General features: G+C 68.9%; 13 protein-coding genes and 1 pseudogene. 10 read left to right on the forward strand and 4 right to left on the reverse strand.

Annotated elements, in window-relative coordinates; translation table 11 throughout:
- Positions 1-82: 82 nt before the first annotated feature.
- A pseudogene (locus ACFPJ1_RS07500) lies at positions 83-697 on the forward strand (helix-turn-helix transcriptional regulator); the annotation flags it as partial.
- A 308-nt stretch (positions 698-1,005) separates the two neighbouring features.
- On the opposite strand, the gene ACFPJ1_RS07505 reads toward ACFPJ1_RS07500, so the two are convergent.
- Positions 1,006-2,418, reverse strand: coding sequence for an MFS transporter (locus ACFPJ1_RS07505; protein WP_380102331.1), 1,413 nt, complete (start codon positions 2,416-2,418; stop codon positions 1,006-1,008).
- Between the two features lie 192 nt (positions 2,419-2,610).
- On the opposite strand from ACFPJ1_RS07505, the gene ACFPJ1_RS07510 reads away from it, so the two are divergent.
- The 3 genes from ACFPJ1_RS07510 to ACFPJ1_RS07520 are packed head-to-tail and all read left to right on the forward strand — an operon-like array spanning position 2,611 to position 4,943.
- Complete coding sequence (locus ACFPJ1_RS07510) at positions 2,611-2,964, forward strand: YciI family protein (RefSeq protein ID WP_380102377.1); 354 nt, start codon at positions 2,611-2,613, stop codon at positions 2,962-2,964.
- The gene (locus ACFPJ1_RS07515) at positions 2,961-4,199 is read left to right on the forward strand and encodes an RNA polymerase sigma factor (protein WP_380102332.1); all 1,239 of its coding nucleotides are present in this window, start codon (positions 2,961-2,963) and stop codon (positions 4,197-4,199) included. The genes ACFPJ1_RS07510 and ACFPJ1_RS07515 overlap by 4 nt, the downstream gene beginning before the upstream one ends.
- Positions 4,200-4,250: 51 nt before the next feature.
- On the forward strand, positions 4,251-4,943 hold the full coding sequence (locus tag ACFPJ1_RS07520) for a hypothetical protein (protein WP_380102333.1): 693 nt from the start codon (positions 4,251-4,253) through the stop codon (positions 4,941-4,943).
- Between the two features lie 22 nt (positions 4,944-4,965).
- On the opposite strand, the gene ACFPJ1_RS07525 is transcribed toward ACFPJ1_RS07520, so the two are convergent.
- Positions 4,966-5,517 (reverse strand): DUF4240 domain-containing protein, encoded by a 552-nt coding sequence (locus ACFPJ1_RS07525; protein ID WP_380102334.1) that lies wholly within the window; start codon positions 5,515-5,517, stop codon positions 4,966-4,968.
- 91 nt (positions 5,518-5,608) lie between these two features.
- Positions 5,609-6,556, reverse strand: coding sequence for an aldo/keto reductase (locus tag ACFPJ1_RS07530; RefSeq protein WP_380102335.1), 948 nt, complete (start codon positions 6,554-6,556; stop codon positions 5,609-5,611).
- Positions 6,557-6,657: 101 nt separating this feature from the next.
- On the opposite strand from ACFPJ1_RS07530, the gene ACFPJ1_RS07535 reads away from it, so the two are divergent.
- Positions 6,658-7,230 (forward strand): transglutaminase-like domain-containing protein, encoded by a 573-nt coding sequence (locus ACFPJ1_RS07535; RefSeq protein WP_380102336.1) that lies wholly within the window; start codon positions 6,658-6,660, stop codon positions 7,228-7,230.
- A gap of 140 nt (positions 7,231-7,370) precedes the next feature.
- Here ACFPJ1_RS07535 and ACFPJ1_RS07540 read toward each other — a convergent pair whose 3' ends face one another.
- Complete coding sequence (locus ACFPJ1_RS07540) at positions 7,371-8,576, reverse strand: LacI family DNA-binding transcriptional regulator (RefSeq protein ID WP_380102337.1); 1,206 nt, start codon at positions 8,574-8,576, stop codon at positions 7,371-7,373.
- A gap of 223 nt (positions 8,577-8,799) precedes the next feature.
- Between ACFPJ1_RS07540 and ACFPJ1_RS07545 the strand changes: the two genes are divergently transcribed.
- Genes ACFPJ1_RS07545 through ACFPJ1_RS07565 form a run of 5 tightly spaced genes read left to right on the forward strand, consistent with a single transcriptional unit; the run spans position 8,800 to position 14,785 of the window.
- Positions 8,800-9,744, forward strand: a complete 945-nt coding sequence (locus tag ACFPJ1_RS07545) for a sugar ABC transporter ATP-binding protein (RefSeq protein WP_380102338.1) — start codon at positions 8,800-8,802, stop codon at positions 9,742-9,744.
- A gap of 16 nt (positions 9,745-9,760) precedes the next feature.
- Entirely contained in the window at positions 9,761-10,105 is a 345-nt protein-coding gene (locus ACFPJ1_RS07550) for an L-rhamnose mutarotase (protein ID WP_380102339.1), read from the forward strand.
- 1 nt (position 10,106) lies between these two features.
- Positions 10,107-11,264, forward strand: a complete 1,158-nt coding sequence (rhaI, locus tag ACFPJ1_RS07555) for an L-rhamnose isomerase (RefSeq protein ID WP_380102340.1) — start codon at positions 10,107-10,109, stop codon at positions 11,262-11,264.
- Positions 11,261-13,309, forward strand: coding sequence for a bifunctional aldolase/short-chain dehydrogenase (locus ACFPJ1_RS07560; protein WP_380102341.1), 2,049 nt, complete (start codon positions 11,261-11,263; stop codon positions 13,307-13,309). Before rhaI ends, ACFPJ1_RS07560 begins: the two co-directional genes overlap by 4 nt.
- 12 nt (positions 13,310-13,321) lie before the next feature.
- The gene (locus ACFPJ1_RS07565) at positions 13,322-14,785 is read left to right on the forward strand and encodes an arabinose isomerase (protein ID WP_380102343.1); all 1,464 of its coding nucleotides are present in this window, start codon (positions 13,322-13,324) and stop codon (positions 14,783-14,785) included.
- The last annotated feature ends 6 nt before the right edge of the window (positions 14,786-14,791 follow it).

Here is a 14,791-nt window from a genome sequence, read left to right on the forward strand (position 1 = left end):
TGCTCCTTGTGTCGTTCGGTGCCTTACACCGAGCAAGCTACTGAGGATTGTGGACAGGTTTTGCCCTGTTTATTCTCGAGTTGTGTCCAGACCCGCAACTCGCGTTCTAGCGCTCCTCGAGCTGCTGCAGGACCGCGGCCTGGTCTCCGCCGACGAGCTGGCCGACCGGCTCCGCACAGACGCCCGCACAGTGCGCCGCTACGTCACCGCCCTCCGCGAGATGGACATCCCCGTCGAAGCGGAACGAGGCCGGTACGGCGGCTACCGCCTGGCGCGCGGATACCGTCTGCCGCCCCTCATGCTGGGCGACGACGAGGCGGTTGCCGTCGCTGTAGCCTTGGCGGCCGTAGGTGATGCCGAGGACGTGACCGAGCCGTCCCCGACGGCTCGAGCCCTCGTGAAGCTCAACCGGGTCCTCCCAACCGCACTACGCGAGCGCGTGAACGCCCTGATCTCCGGTACGTCGGTAGTGGCCGACCGCAGGCCAACCGCCCAACCAGAGCCCGAGGTGGCCCTCACCCTCGCCGCAGCCGTCCGCGCCAAGCACCGGATGCGCATAGAACACCGCCCGTACTCCGGGGAGCCAGTCGTGCGCGAGGTGGACCCGTACGGACTCGTGGTCCACGGCAAGCGCTGGTACCTCGTCGGGCACGACTACCTGCGCCAGGAAGTCCGCACGTTCCGCGTGGACCGGATCGGCCGCGCCACGGAACTCGCCACCCGGTTCACCCCGCCTGACGGGTTCGACGTCGTGGCCCACGTGATGCACGGGCTCACCTTCGGAGCCTGGTCGCACCGAACCGAGGTCTGGCTCGACACCGACCTGGAGACGGCCCGTGCAAGCCTCCCGCTGACTGCGGGAGACCTGCACGAAGGCCCTGCTGGTGGTGTCGTCCTGATGAGCGGTGCGGAGGACCTTGCCGCCATGGCGAGGATGCTGTCCGGCCTGCCGTGGCACTTCGCAGTACGGCAGCCGCTGGAGTTGGCGCAGGCTGTCCGGGCGCACTACGAGTGGCTGGCGACCTCCGTGGCCAACTGCGGGCGATCGGCGGAACGCTTGCCCAGCAAGGCGGTTCCGAGCAGGCCGACTGCGATGAAGGCCCAGCAAGCGGTGAACGCGACCTTGTATCCGTGGACGAGTTCGGCAGGGGACGAGCCGGGCGTGTGAGCGACGGCCACTGCGGAGAGCGCCGCGATCCCGACAGCGCCGCCGATCTGGAACGTCGCATTCTGCAGACCCGAGGCGACTCCGGAGTCCTCGGCGGCGACATCGCTCAGCGCGGCGATAGCTCCGGCCACCGAACCGGCACCGAGTCCCGCCCCGAAGATCGTCAGCCCCCAGAACGCCGTCTCGAAGTACCCCGAATCGGCACTCAGTTGGCTCATCACCGTGCTGCCGATGCCGGCGACCACGAGCGACGCGGCCGCGACCGGGCGGGGGCCGATCCGGGTCACCAAGTTCTGCCCCAGGATGGAACCGCCGACCGCTGCCGCCGCCAGTACCGATGACATCAGGCCGTACCGGATCGCCGAAGTACCGAGTGCCAGCTGGGCGTACTGCGTGTAGATGAAGTTCAGCCCGAACGCGGCCAGACCCCAGGTCATCCCGATCAGATTGCCGCCGACCACTGCACGCGAGCGGAAGAGCCGCAGCGGTACGAGCGGAGCGGACGACCTCTGCTCGACCAGGACGAACAACGCGAACAGCACGGCGGAGAGGAGCGCGAGCAGCGTGGTGCGTCCCGCGGAGGAGGTCGGCGCCTCGATCACGGCGTACACGAGAACGATCAGGGCGGCGGTCACGGTCACCGCGCCGGTGACGTCGAACCCGCGCCGGCCCGGGCCGCGGCTGTCCTTCAGCAGGGTGGGAGCCAGCGCCGCCACGAGCAGGCAGACCGGCACGTTGATGAAGAAGATCCACTCCCAGCCGAGCCCGTCCGTGACCGGCCCGCCGATCAGCGACCCCGCGGTACCGCCGACGCCGCTGGTGGCTCCCCAGATGCCCAGCGCCTTGTTGCGCTCTGCCCCGTCCGGGAACGTCGTCATCACGATCGACAACGCACTGGGAGCCAGTACTGCGGCCGCGATGCCCTGCAGCCCTCGGGCGAACACCAGCGCGTCGCCGGTCCAGGCGAACCCGCAGAGCAGCGAGGAAGCGGCGAAGAGCAGCAGTCCGGCGATGAACACCCGGCGGCGTCCGAGCAGGTCGGAGATGCGCCCGCCGAGCAGGAGCAACCCGCCGAACATCAGCGCGTAGCCGCTCGGCACCCACTGCACGCCGCCGGTGGAGAAGGTCAGTTCGCGCTCGATCGACGGCACCGCGACGAGGACGATCGACGCGTCCAGGATGATCATGAACCCCGCCACACACAGCAGGGCCAGCGCGAACCAGCGCTTCGGATCAGGAGCGTTCTGCATGGTGGTCGTCCTCCAGTACTCCGGACGCCCGGGCTGGGCATCTCACACCGGGGACGTCGGCTCCGTCCGGACCACCTCGACATTTCGATCGCGGACCGTTTCTGTCGAAATCAGCGGGTCCGGTTCCGACGTACCGGGTGAGAGGGGGTCACAACGGCCTCCGCGACCGTCAGGATGGTGCCCGTGAAGTACATGCTGCTGATCTACAGCAACCCGGAGAGCTGGGCGGGCCTGTCCGCCGAGCAGCGCGAAGCCCTGGGCCGCTCGCACCTGGAGCTGAGCCGGGAACTCACCGAGCAGGGCCTGCTGGTCAGCTCGGCCGGCCTCGCCGACCCGATCACCACCCGGACGGTGTCGGTCCGCGACGACATCCCCACCACCACCGACGGCCCGTACGCCGAGGCCAAGGAACACCTGGCCGGCTTCTACCTGGTGGAGTGCGAGAACATCGACCAGGCGATCGAATACGCGGCGCGAATGCCGGACGCGAAGTACGTCGCCGTGGAGGTGCGACCGGTGATGGACAGTTCCGGGCTGGAGATGTGAGCGGGTTCGAGCTGCTGCTGCGGGAAGAGACCCCGCAGGTGCTCAGTGCGCTGGTACGGCACTACGGCCACTTTGACCTGGCCGAGGAGGCCGTCCAGGAGGCGCTGCTCGCGGCTGCCCAGCAGTGGCCGGAGGAGGGGGTCCCGGACAACCCGCGCGGCTGGTTGATCCGCGTCGGCTCCCGGCGGTTGACCGACCTGCTGCGGAGCGACTCCGCTCGCCGCAAGCGCGAGGAGAACGCCGCCAACCTGGCCGCGCCGGAGGAGTTCGTTGCCGCAGGCCCTGAAATCGACGATCCGGGTGGTCAGGACGACACCCTCACGCTGTTGTTCCTGTGTTGCCATCCGGCGCTGTCCGCGGCCTCCCAGATCGCCTTGACTCTCAGGGCTGTCGGCGGTTTGAGCACTGCTCAGATCGCCGCCGCTTTCTTGGTGCCCGAGTCGACGATGGCCCAGCGGATCAGTCGTGCCAAGCGCAGTATCAAGCAGGCTGGCAGCTCCTTCGAGATGCCACCCGAGGCTGAGCGCGACGCCCGGATGGGTGCTGTGCTGCACGTCCTCTACCTGATCTTCAACGAGGGCTACACCGCCTCGTCCGGCACCGATCTGCACAGTGCCGAGCTCACCACCGAGGCGATCCGGCTGGTTCGCGGTGTCCGCCGGCTGCTGCCCGATGACGGGGAGGTCGCCGGACTGCTGGCGTTGATGCTGCTGACCGACGCGCGCCGACCGGCTCGTACCGATCCCGACGGTGGGTTGATCCCGCTGGCCGAGCAGGACCGCTCGCGCTGGAACAAGGCCGCCATCGAGGAGGGCGACGCGCTCGTCACCGACGCGCTCTCGCGGACCCAGTTGGGGCCGTACCAGGTGCAGGCCGCGATCGCCGGGGTGCACGGGACCGCGGAGCGGGCCGAGGACACGGACTGGCCGCAGATCGTCGCGCTCTACCAGGTGCTGGAACAGCTCTCCGACAACCCGATGGTGCGGCTCAACCACGCCGTCGCGGTGTCGATGGCGACCGGCCCGAAGGAGGCGCTGGCGCTGCTCGAGCCGCTCGACTCCGACCACCGGATGACCGACCACCACCGCCTCGAGGCCGTCCGCGCGCACTTCCTGGAGATGTCGGGTGACCTCGATGCCGCCCGGGAGAGCTACCTGCTGGCGGCCCGACGTACGACGTCCATCCCCGAGCGCGACTACCTGCGGACCAGGGCGGACCGGCTCAGCCCTTCCTGAGCCCCTGTACTCCGAGTCGCGATGTCCGGGGACTTGTGTCAGGTTTGAGGGGTGGACCTCACCAAGGCGACGCTGCTCCGCGAGATGCTGACCGGCACGGAGCTCGGCAGCCGGACCACCGAGTTCGCCCACTCGCTGCGCAGGTTCACCACCCGCACCGGCGGGCTGATGCTGTTCGGCCCACCTGAGGACGAGCCGTGGCACCTGACCGCGCACCTCGACGACGAACTCCACGGCGCGGGCATCGAGGACATCCGCCCGGCCCTGGTCCGCTGGGCGCCACCGCCGGACGCGCCGCCGCACCTGTCGATCGGCCTCGACCGGCTCCGCGAGGCAGGCCGGGGCGAGTCGCTCCTGGTCGTGGCGGAGAACGCCCCGGCGGACACCCTGCTCGAACGGATCGACGACGTACGCCGCCGCGGTACGACCATCTTCAGCATCGACAACGGCAGCAAGGACCTGGCCTCGCTCTCGCACGAGTCACTCGTGCCGGAACTGCTGGTGCCGAACAGCTTCGGTGCCGGCTGGGTGAGCCGCCCCGTCGGCCAGGACCACGACGAGCCGGATCACGGGCGGCACGCAGTACCGGAGGAGACGCTCACCGCGCTGCGCGACGCGGTCGCCGGCTTCGAGATGACCCAGCACCTGGTCAGCCTCGCCGTGGCCGACGGGGACGTCCTCCAACCCCGCTGGCGCCTCCGCCTCCGGACCTTCATCGAACGCCTCAGCGGCGAACCGGCCTGACCTCCCGCAACTGGGAGTCCGGTCAGTCGGTGAGGAAGAGGGCGGCGAGGAGCGGGTAGCGGGTCCTCATCTCGCTGGTGTCGTCGAAGTCGAAGTTCTCACCCATCGGCACGTCCGGGGTGTCGATGCCGGCCTCCTCGACCGCTTCCCAGTAGCCCTTGTCCGAGCCGGTGGCGGACTCGTAGGCGTTCACCGCGACAGTGAGCATGCCCTCGCCGTTGAAGCCCTCGAACTCCTCGGCCAGGTCCTCGTCGACGACATCGGCGAGCGAGTCCGCGTCGGCCAGCGCGGCGTCCCAGACCTCCTGCCCCTGGGCGACCAGCCAGCCGCGGAAGTAGTCGAACCCGTCGTCCGACGCGCCGCTGTTGATCAGGTACGCCGCACCCCACAGGTCCTGGCAGTACGAATCAGCCTGCAGGCGCTCCAGCTCGACCCCGAACCCGGCGATCTCCTCCGTCGCCAGCTGACCGAGCGCCTTCGTCAACGAGTCGGCGACCCCGTCAGGATCCGCGACCGTGTCATCCACCTCAGCCCGAGCCGACTCGACAAGCTCCCAGAACCCATCCCTGTCCACCCCGAAATCGTGTCACGAAACCCGGTCCACCAGCAGCCCACGGTCTCCAGTTTCGGACACCGGCGGTGGATCCGGTTTCGTGCGACCGGATTCACCAGGGTTCGTCGAGGAGGGTTCTGAGGTTGGTGGGGAGGGTGAGGCCGGCGCCGGCCAGGGCGGTTCGGAGGTAGGCGGGGGTGCTCATGCCGACGATCGGGGTGACTGTGGGGGAGCCGCCGGTGAGCCAGGCGATGACCACCTCGCTGCGGGAGACGCCCAGTTCGGCGGCGACCTTGGACAGGATCTCCAGGCGCCGCGTCGTACCGGGGTGGTCGAAGGCCTCCTGGATCGGGCGGTCCTCGCGTTCGTAGCCGCCGGACATCAGCGGGCTATAGGCGAACAACTCCTGCTCCGGGTTGCGGTCGGCGTAGTCGAGCACCTCGTCGGTGATCCAGCCGAACCGGTGGTCGTGCGCGTTGTTCCGGACGAACGGCCTCGGCTGCAGGTAGGAGTACCGCAGTTGCAGCGCGGTCGGGCCTTCGACGCCCTGTTCGAGGGCCAGTCCGCGCATCCGCTCGACCCGCCACAGCGCATAGTTCGACAGTCCGATCCGGCCGATCGTGCCGGCCTTCGCGTGCTTGCCGAAGGCGGCGACGGTCTCCTCCAGCGGTGTGGTGAGGTCGTCACGGTGCGCCCAGTACAGGTCGATGTGGTCGATGCCGAGCCGGCGCAGTGAGGTCTCCAGCGCCGCATCGATCACCTTCTCGCTCAACCCCTCCGTGTGTTCGGGGAAGCTGCCTGGCCACAGCGGCTCGCAGCCGACCTTCGTGGCGAGCTTGACCCGGTCGCGAACACCGGGACGGGCCGCGAACCAGCGGCCGAGCAGTTCCTCGCTTTGACCGCCGCGGCCGCTCGGGACCTGCCAGAACGAGTAGCAGTTGGCCGTGTCGATCCAGACGCCGCCGGCGTCGACGTACGCATCCAGCAGGGCGAACGAGGTTTGCTCGTCGATCCGGCTGCCGAACTCCATCGCTCCGAGAGCGATCTTCATCTCTGTCATGTGTGCACCCTCTGAACTGGAGTCCACTCAAGGTCAAGGGCCAGATCCGATAAATGAGACGATCAGTTTCGGATCATGGACATTCGTGTCAGACTGAGCGCATGGAGGAGTACCTGGCCGAAGACGAAGTGATCGACGTGTCGCATCCCGCCATCACCGCGCTCGCCGCCCGCCTCCGCCGCGACAACCCCGGTACGACGGACTTCGCGCGCGCCGCGTTCGACTTCACCCGCGACGAGGTGAACCACTCGATGGACGCCGGCGATCCGCGCGTCACGGTCAAGGCGTCGGAGGTCCTCGAGCACCGCACCGGGTTGTGCTTCGCCAAGTCCCACCTGTTGACGGCATTGCTGCGAGCCGAGGGAGTCCCCGCGGGCCTCTGCTACCAGCGGCTCTCCAACGGCAAGGGCGGCCACTTCCTGCACGGCATGGTCGCGGTCAACCTCGACGGCACCTGGTACCGGCAGGATCCGCGCGGCGACAAGCCCGGCGTGACCAGCGAGTTCTCCCTCGACGAGGAGCGCCTCGCCTACCAGCCGGACCCGGCGCTCGACGAAGCCGACCTCGACGAGATCCTCACCGCACCGGATCCAGGGGTCGTCGCAGCCCTCCGTGGTGCCGACAACGTCGTCGACCTGGTCCGCAACGACGGCCTCCCGGCGAACCTCGCGTAGAGGTTTGGTTTCCCTCGGCCTCGGGCCGGCCTCCCATACCGCCGTCCGCAGGGGTACGACGGTCAGCAGTCCGGCCCGAGCCCAAGGGAAACCAAACCGGAGCGCTCGCCCGTACGGCGGGCGCGGGGCGCCCTGGGTTGTCAGGTGGTGCCGCGGGTTGAGGTGCGGACGATGAGTTCGGGAGTGAAGGTGACCCGTTGGTGCTCGTGGTCTGGGTTGCTCGACTCGTCGAGGAGCAGTTCGGCGGCCCTGCGGCCGAGGAGTTGGCGGGGCTGGCGGACTGAGGTGAGCGGCACCGCAGCGGCCGCGGCGAACTCGATGTCGTCGTAGCCCACGATCGCGAGATCCTCCGGCACTCGCAGGCCCAAACTGACGCACTGTTGCAGCAAACCCAACGCCAGCAGGTCGTTCGCGCAGAACGCGGCCGTCGGACGGCGATCGGCCCGCAGCCCGGCGAGTCGTTGCCCAGCGCCCCTACCCTCGGCGACCGTCAGAGCACCGGTGAGTACGTCGACCAGGCTGTCGGCCGGCAGGCCCGCGTCCTCGACCGCTCGCCGGGCGCCATCGCGGCGGTCCGTCACCTGGCCGATCGTGTTCGGCCCACCGACGAACGCGACCCGCTGATGGCCGAGCTCGATCAGGTGGGACAGGGCGATCTCGCCGCCGAGTACGTCGTCCACCGCGACTGAGCAGTGCTCGTCGTCGTCGATCGCCCGGTCCACCAGGACCACCGGCGTACCGCGGGAGGGGAGTTTGCGCAGTCGCGAGGAGTCGGGGTCGATCGGCGTGATCAGCACACCCTGGACCCGCTGCTGCTCGAGCAGGTCGAGGTAGTCCGCCTCGCGCGCGGCGTCCTCGTTGCTGTTGCAGAGGAAGACCGACAGGCCGGCTGCCTGAGCAGCCTCCTCGACGCCACGGGCGACGTCGGTGAAGAACGGGTTGCCCGCGTCGAGCATCAGGTAGGCGACGATCCGGCTGCTGCCGGCGCGCAGTTGCCGGGCCGACTCGTTCCGGACGAAGCCGAGTGACGCCATCGCCGCCTCGACCTTCGCACGTGTGGTCGGGCTGACCATTTCCGGCCGGTTCAGCACGTTCGACACCGTGCCCAGCGACACCCCGGCCGCGGCCGCGACATCCTTCACACCTGCTGCCGCCCGAGTCGCCCGCCCGGGCCGCAGTCGCCGCGCCTGTCGCCGCACACTCGGACTGACCGCGCGCTCCGCCCGGCCCGCCGGGTCCGCCCCTCGCCCAGAGCGACCGCCGGCCGCGTCCGCAGTACGGGGTGGGCGGCCGGTGCCGGGATCAGGGGTTCGGCGGGCACGGTCCGCTGCGCCACTCGGTGTCACGCGGCCTCCCCGGTTTGAAACGTGATAGGGGACGAAGCGTACCTCCGCCCTGTGGTTTTCCTCAGTCTCATCCTGTGGTTTCCCACCTGATTCCGGCCGAACCCTTGACGACCGGATGCGGCCACGCTTACTTTCTTGCAATCTCGTTGAAACCTTTCAGCAATCGACCCGGTCAGCAGCCAGTGATCACCCAGGGGCGACCCGCGAGCAACCGGAGGCGGACATGCCGGACCAGGCGCCGTTGCTGCGCGTGCGTGTGGTCTCGAAGTCGTTCGGCGCCGTCGCCGCGGTGCAGAACGTCTCGTTCGACCTGTACGGCGGTGAGGCCCACGCTCTGGTCGGCGAGAACGGCGCAGGCAAGTCCACCATCGTGAAAGTGCTCGCCGGGGTGTATCGGCCGGACGCCGGCACGATCGAGCTGGACGGTTTCCCGGTCGAGCTGAACACCCCGGCCGACGCCAAGGCGGCCGGTATCGCGGTGATCTACCAGGAGCCGACGCTGTTCCCCGACCTGACCGTCGCGGAGAACATCGCGATGGGGCGTCAGCCACTGGGTCGTTTCAAAACCATCGACCGGACGGCGATGCTCCGCGAGGCCGCGCAGCTGTTCAGCAGGCTCGGGGTGTCGATCGAACCGAACCGTCCGGCGAGAGGTCTGTCGATCGCCGACCAGCAGCTCGTCGAGATCGCCAAGGCGTTGTCCGCGGACGCCCGGGTGGTCGTGATGGACGAGCCGACCGCGGCGCTCACCGGCGTCGAGGTCGAGCGGTTGTTCGCGGTGGCGAGGTCGCTGCGGGACGACGGCGCCGCGCTGGTGTTCATCTCGCACCGGTTCGAGGAGATCACCGCACTGTGCGAGCGGGTCACGATCATGCGCGACGGCAAGCACGTCTCCACCGACCTGGTCAGCGAGGTGACCGTCGACGAGATGGTGCGCCGGATGGTCGGCTCCGGACGGTCCGAGGTCGTCCAGTCGATCTTCGGTGTGGATCCGCGGGACGCAGGCACGGTGAAGATCGGCGGCAAGAAGCTGAAGCCCGCTTCACCACGCGCCGCGATGGCTGCCGGGGTCGCACTCGGCGAGTACACCGTCGGCGAGGCCGGCGAGATCGTGCTCGGCCCGCCGACCGAGTTCACCGCCACCAACATCGACCAGTTCGACTTCTGAGCCACCCGGGGATCTCGTGAACCGCTACTGCTTCTGCCTCCAGGTCAAGCCGGACCGGCTGGACGAGTACGTCGAACGCCACCGCGACGTCTGGCCCGACATGCAGGCCGCGCTCCGGGACTCCGGCTGGCACAACTACTCGCTCTTCCTCCGCGACGACGGGCTGCTGATCGGATACGTCGAGTCCGATGACCTGGAGGCGGCTCAGAAGGCGATGGCGGCCACCGAGGTGAACACCCGTTGGCAGGCCGAGATGACCGAGTTCTTCACCAGCCGAGAAGGCACAGAAGGCCGGCCGCCGGACGAGTCGTTCGTGCTGCTGCCCGAGATCTTCCATCTGACTCCGAATACCGAGGATTGACATGACCAGCGTGACTGATGCCCTCAGCCGTCAGGAGATCGAGCTGCCCTCGTGGGCGTTCGGCAACTCGGGGACCCGGTTCAAGGTGTTCAGCCAGCCGGGCGTGCCCCGCTCCCCGCAGGAGAAGATCGCCGACGCCGCGGTCGTGCACAAGCACACCGGGGTGGCGCCGAGCGTCGCCCTGCACATCCCGTGGGACAAGGTCGACGACTACGCCGAGCTGGCGGCCTACGCCAAGGAGCAGGGCGTCCGGCTGGGCGCGATCAACAGCAACGTCTTCCAGGATGACGACTACAAGCTCGGCAGCGTCACCAACCCGGACCCGCGGATCCGGCGGAAGGCGACCGACCACCTGCTCGAGTGCGTCGACATCATGGACGCCACCGGGTCGCGCGACCTGAAGCTGTGGTTCTCCGACGGCACGAACTATCCCGGGCAGGACGACCTGTGGGAGCGGCAGGACCGGCTCTCGGAAGCACTGCACGAGGTGTACGAGCGGCTCGGCGACAACCAGCGGCTGCTGCTCGAGTACAAGTTCTTCGAGCCGGCCTTCTACGCCACGGACGTGCCGGACTGGGGCACGTCGTATGCGCACTGCCTGGAGCTGGGGCCGAAGGCGACCGTATGCATCGACACCGGGCACCACGCGCCGGGCACGAACATCGAGTTCATCGTCGCGTTCCTGCTGCGGGCCGGGAAGCTCGGCGCGTTCGACTTCAACAGCCGGTTCTACGCCGACGACGACCTGATGGTGGGAGCGGCGGACCCGTTCCAGCTGTTCCGGATCATGAACGAGATCGTCCGTGGTGACGCGCTCGACCCGGACCGCGGGATCGCCTTCATGCTCGACCAGTGCCACAACATCGAAGCGAAGATCCCGGCGATCATCCGCTCGGTGATGAACGTCCAGGAGGCCACCGCGAAGGCGCTGCTGGTCGACCGCGACGCCCTTCGCAAGGCCCAGCAGGAAGGTGACGTGCTGGCCGCGAACGCGGCGCTGATGGACGCCTTCAACACCGACGTCCGGCCGCTGCTGGCCGACCTGCGGACGGCGCAGGGGCTGGACCCGGATCCGGTCGCCGCCTACCACCGCACCGGCTACTTCGAGCAGATCAGCAAGGACCGAGCCGACGGCCAGCAGGCCGGATGGGGAGCATGACTGTGTCGGACGCCCCAAGCACCCCAGTCGAACTCGTTGCGCGTAGCAACAGACTGGGTGCCGACCCGCGCAACACCAACTACGCCGGCGGCAACACGTCCGCCAAGGGCACGGCCACCGACCCGGTGACCCAGCAGCCGGTGGACCTCGTCTGGGTGAAGGGCTCTGGAGGCGACCTCGGAACCCTCACCGCCGGAGGCTTGGCCGTACTGCGACAGGACCGGCTGAACGCGCTCGTCGAGGTCTACCCGGGGGTGGACCGTGAGGACGAGATGGTCGCGGCGTTCGACTACTGCCTGCACGGCAAGGGTGGAGCCGCGCCCTCGATCGACACCGCCATGCACGGTCTGGTCGACGCGCCACACGTGGATCACCTGCACCCGGACTCCGGGATCGCGCTGGCCACTGCGGCCGACGGCGAGAAGCTGACGGCCGAGTGCTTCGGTGATCGGGTCGTGTGGGTGCCGTGGCGGCGGCCCGGTTTCCAGCTCGGCCTGGACATCGCCCAGGTGAAGAAGGACAACCCGCAGGCGATCGGCGTCATCCTGGGCGGTCACGGCATCACCGCCTGGGGTGCCACCTCCGCGGAGTGCGAGGCGAACTCGCTGGAGATCATCCGCACCGCCGAGCTCTTCCTCGCACAGAACGGAAAGCCCGAGCCGTTCGGACCCGTAGTACCGGGGTTCGAGGCATTGCCGCCGGCTGAGCGGAGGGAGCGGGCTGCTGGGTTGGCGCCGCTGATCCGTGGGCTGGCGTCGACGGATAACCCGCAGGTCGGGCACTTCACCGACTCCGACGGGGTGCTGGAGTTCACGGCTCGGCAGCGGCTGGCGGAGTTGGCCGCGCTCGGCACGTCCTGCCCGGACCACTTCCTCCGAACCAAGGTTCGGCCGCTCGTCCTGGACCTGCCGCCCACGGTTTCGATCGAGGAGGCGTCCACCAGGCTGCGGGAGCTGCACCTGCGGTACCGCGAGGACTACGCGGCCTACTACGACCGGCACGCGACGCCGGACAGCCCGCCGATGCGCGGCGCCGACCCGGCGATCGTGCTCGTACCCGGGATCGGCATGTTCAGCTTCGGCAAGGACAAGCAGACCGCCCGGGTCGCCGGTGAGTTCTACGTCAACGCGATCAACGTGATGCGCGGCGCCGAGGCCGTCTCGACGTACGCGCCGATCGACGAGAGCGAGAAGTTCCGGATCGAGTACTGGGCGCTCGAGGAGGCCAAGCTGCAGCGGATGCCGAAGCCGAAGCCGCTGGCCACCCGGGTCGCGTTCGTGACCGGCGGTGGTTCCGGGATCGGCAAGGCCATCGCCCACCGGCTCGCCGCGGAGGGCGCGTGCGTGGTCGTCGCCGACCTCGACGTGGCCGCGGCCGAAGCGGTCGCCAAGGAGATCGGCAGTACTGACCAAGCCATTGCCGTGAGCGCCGACGTGTCGAACGGGGACGCGGTCGACCGAGCGATGCGGGAGGCCGTGCTGGCCTTCGGTGGCGTCGACCTGGTCGTCAACAACGCCGGTCTCTCGATCTCCAAGCCGCTGCTGGAGACGACCGAGAAGGACTGGGACCTGCAGCACGACGTGATGGCGAAGGGTTCGTTCCTCGTCTCCCGCGCGGCCGCGAAGGTCCTCATCGACCAGGGCATCGGCGGCGACATCGTCTACATCTCGAGCAAGAACGCGGTCTTCGCCGGCCCGAACAACGTCGCGTACGGCGCCGCCAAGGCGGACCAGGCGCACCAGGTCCGCCTGCTCGCGGCCGAGCTCGGGGAGTACGGGATCCGCGTCAACGGGGTGAACCCCGACGGCGTGGTCCGCGGTTCGGGCATCTTCGCCAAGGGCTGGGGCGCCCAGCGCGCCGCGGTGTACGGCATACCCGAGTCGGAGCTGGGCGCGTTCTACGCGCAGCGCACGCTGCTCAAGCGCGAGGTGCTGCCGGAGCACGTGGCCGCCGCTGTCTTCGCTCTGGCCGCGGGGGACCTGTCCCACACCACCGGCCTGCACGTACCCGTCGACGCCGGCGTAGCCGCCGCTTTCCTGCGCTGAGGAGGAATCACCATGTGGAGCAGTGACCCGAGCCGCTCGGTCGACGGGAACGGCGTACTGCCGTGGGTCGAGTCGCGCAAGACCCGGATCGGCCTGGTCGCGGGTGGGCTGGGCGCGTACTGGCCGCAGTTCCCCGAGTTGTTGCCCCAGTTGCAGGCCTCGGCGCGTCGGGTGTCGGAGCGGTTCTCCGAGCTCGACTGCGAGGTGGTGGACGTCGGCTTCATCTCCGACGCTTCCGAGGGAGCCGCAGCAGCCGAGAAGCTGAGGCTGGCCGACTGCGACCTGATCGTCGGGTTCCTGACCACCTATATGACCGCGTCGATGCTGGTCCCGGTTGCTCAGCGCAGCGGTGCTCCGGTCCTGCTGCTCAACCTGCAGCCGACCGGGGCGATGGACCATGCGTCGTTCGACACCGGCGCCTGGCTCGCGTACTGCGGCGCCTGCCCGCTGCCGGAGATGGCGAACGCCTTCGAGCGCTGCGGCATCGACTTCCGCTCGGTCTCCGGGTACGTCGAGGACGAGCGCGCGTGGGCTCGGATCGAGCGGTGGCTCAAGGCCGCTGGAGTCAGGGCAGCGTTGCGCCACGGGCGGCACGGCCTGCTCGGGCATCTCTACCCCGGCATGATGGACGTGATCTCCGACCCGACCCTGGTCTCCGCGCAGCTCGGCGGACACGTCGAGATCCTGGAGATCGACGACCTGAGAGTCCGCGTGGAGAAGGTCACCGAGGCCGAGACCGAAGCCCGGATGAAGGTCGCGCAGGACGTCTTCACACTGGACGATTCCGTGGTCGAGGACGACTTCCGCTGGGGTGCCACCGTCTCGGTCGCGCTGGACCGGCTGGTCGAGGACTTCGAGCTCGACACGCTCGCCTACTACCACCGTGGACTCGACGGCGAGGCGCACGAACGGGTCGCCGCCGGGATGATCCTCGGCGCCTCGTTGCTGACAGCTCGGGGAGTCCCGGCCGCGGGTGAGTACGAGCTGCGCACCTCGCTGGCGATGCTGGTGATGGACAAGCTCGGCGGCGGTGGTTCCTTCACCGAACTGCAGGCGCTGAACTTCAACGACAACGTGGTCGAGATGGGTCACGACGGCCCCGCCCACCTCGCCATCAGCGCGAAGAAGCCCTTGCTGCGCGGGCTCGGGGTGTACCACGGCAAGCGTGGCTGGGGTGTCTCTGTCGAGTTCGACGTGAAGCACGGACCGGTGACGGCGCTCGGGCTCGGACAGCTCCGGGACGGGTCGTTCAAGCTGATCGCGTCCGAGGGCACGGTCGTTCCCGGGCCGCTGCTGCAGATCGGCAACACGACCTCCCGCGTCGACTTCGGATGCGACCCCGGAGAGTGGACCGACGCGTGGTCGGCCTCCGGAGTGGCGCACCACTGGGCTCTCGGCACCGGCCATCGCGTGGCCGAGCTGAAGGCGGTCGCTGACCTGCTCCACCTCGACCTCACCGTTGTCGACCCGCGGTGAGCAGGA

Origin of the sequence: Kribbella qitaiheensis (assembly GCF_042657745.1) — a bacterium.
GTDB classification, from domain to species: domain Bacteria; phylum Actinomycetota; class Actinomycetes; order Propionibacteriales; family Kribbellaceae; genus Kribbella; species Kribbella qitaiheensis.

Excerpts from the sequence above, each read along its gene's own strand:
- ACFPJ1_RS07505 (WP_380102331.1), bottom strand. The coding sequence starts at position 2,418 with ATGCAGAACGCTCCTGATCCGAAGCGCTGGTTCGCGCTGGCCCTGCTG.
- ACFPJ1_RS07510 (WP_380102377.1), top strand. The coding sequence starts at position 2,611 with ATGCTGCTGATCTACAGCAACCCGGAGAGCTGGGCGGGCCTGTCCGCC.
- ACFPJ1_RS07530 (WP_380102335.1), bottom strand. The coding sequence starts at position 6,556 with ATGACAGAGATGAAGATCGCTCTCGGAGCGATGGAGTTCGGCAGCCGG.
- ACFPJ1_RS07535 (WP_380102336.1), top strand. The coding sequence starts at position 6,658 with ATGGAGGAGTACCTGGCCGAAGACGAAGTGATCGACGTGTCGCATCCC.
- ACFPJ1_RS07545 (WP_380102338.1), top strand. The coding sequence starts at position 8,800 with ATGCCGGACCAGGCGCCGTTGCTGCGCGTGCGTGTGGTCTCGAAGTCG.
- rhaI (WP_380102340.1), top strand. The coding sequence starts at position 10,107 with ATGACCAGCGTGACTGATGCCCTCAGCCGTCAGGAGATCGAGCTGCCC.
- ACFPJ1_RS07560 (WP_380102341.1), top strand. The coding sequence starts at position 11,261 with ATGACTGTGTCGGACGCCCCAAGCACCCCAGTCGAACTCGTTGCGCGT.
- ACFPJ1_RS07565 (WP_380102343.1), top strand. The coding sequence starts at position 13,322 with ATGTGGAGCAGTGACCCGAGCCGCTCGGTCGACGGGAACGGCGTACTG.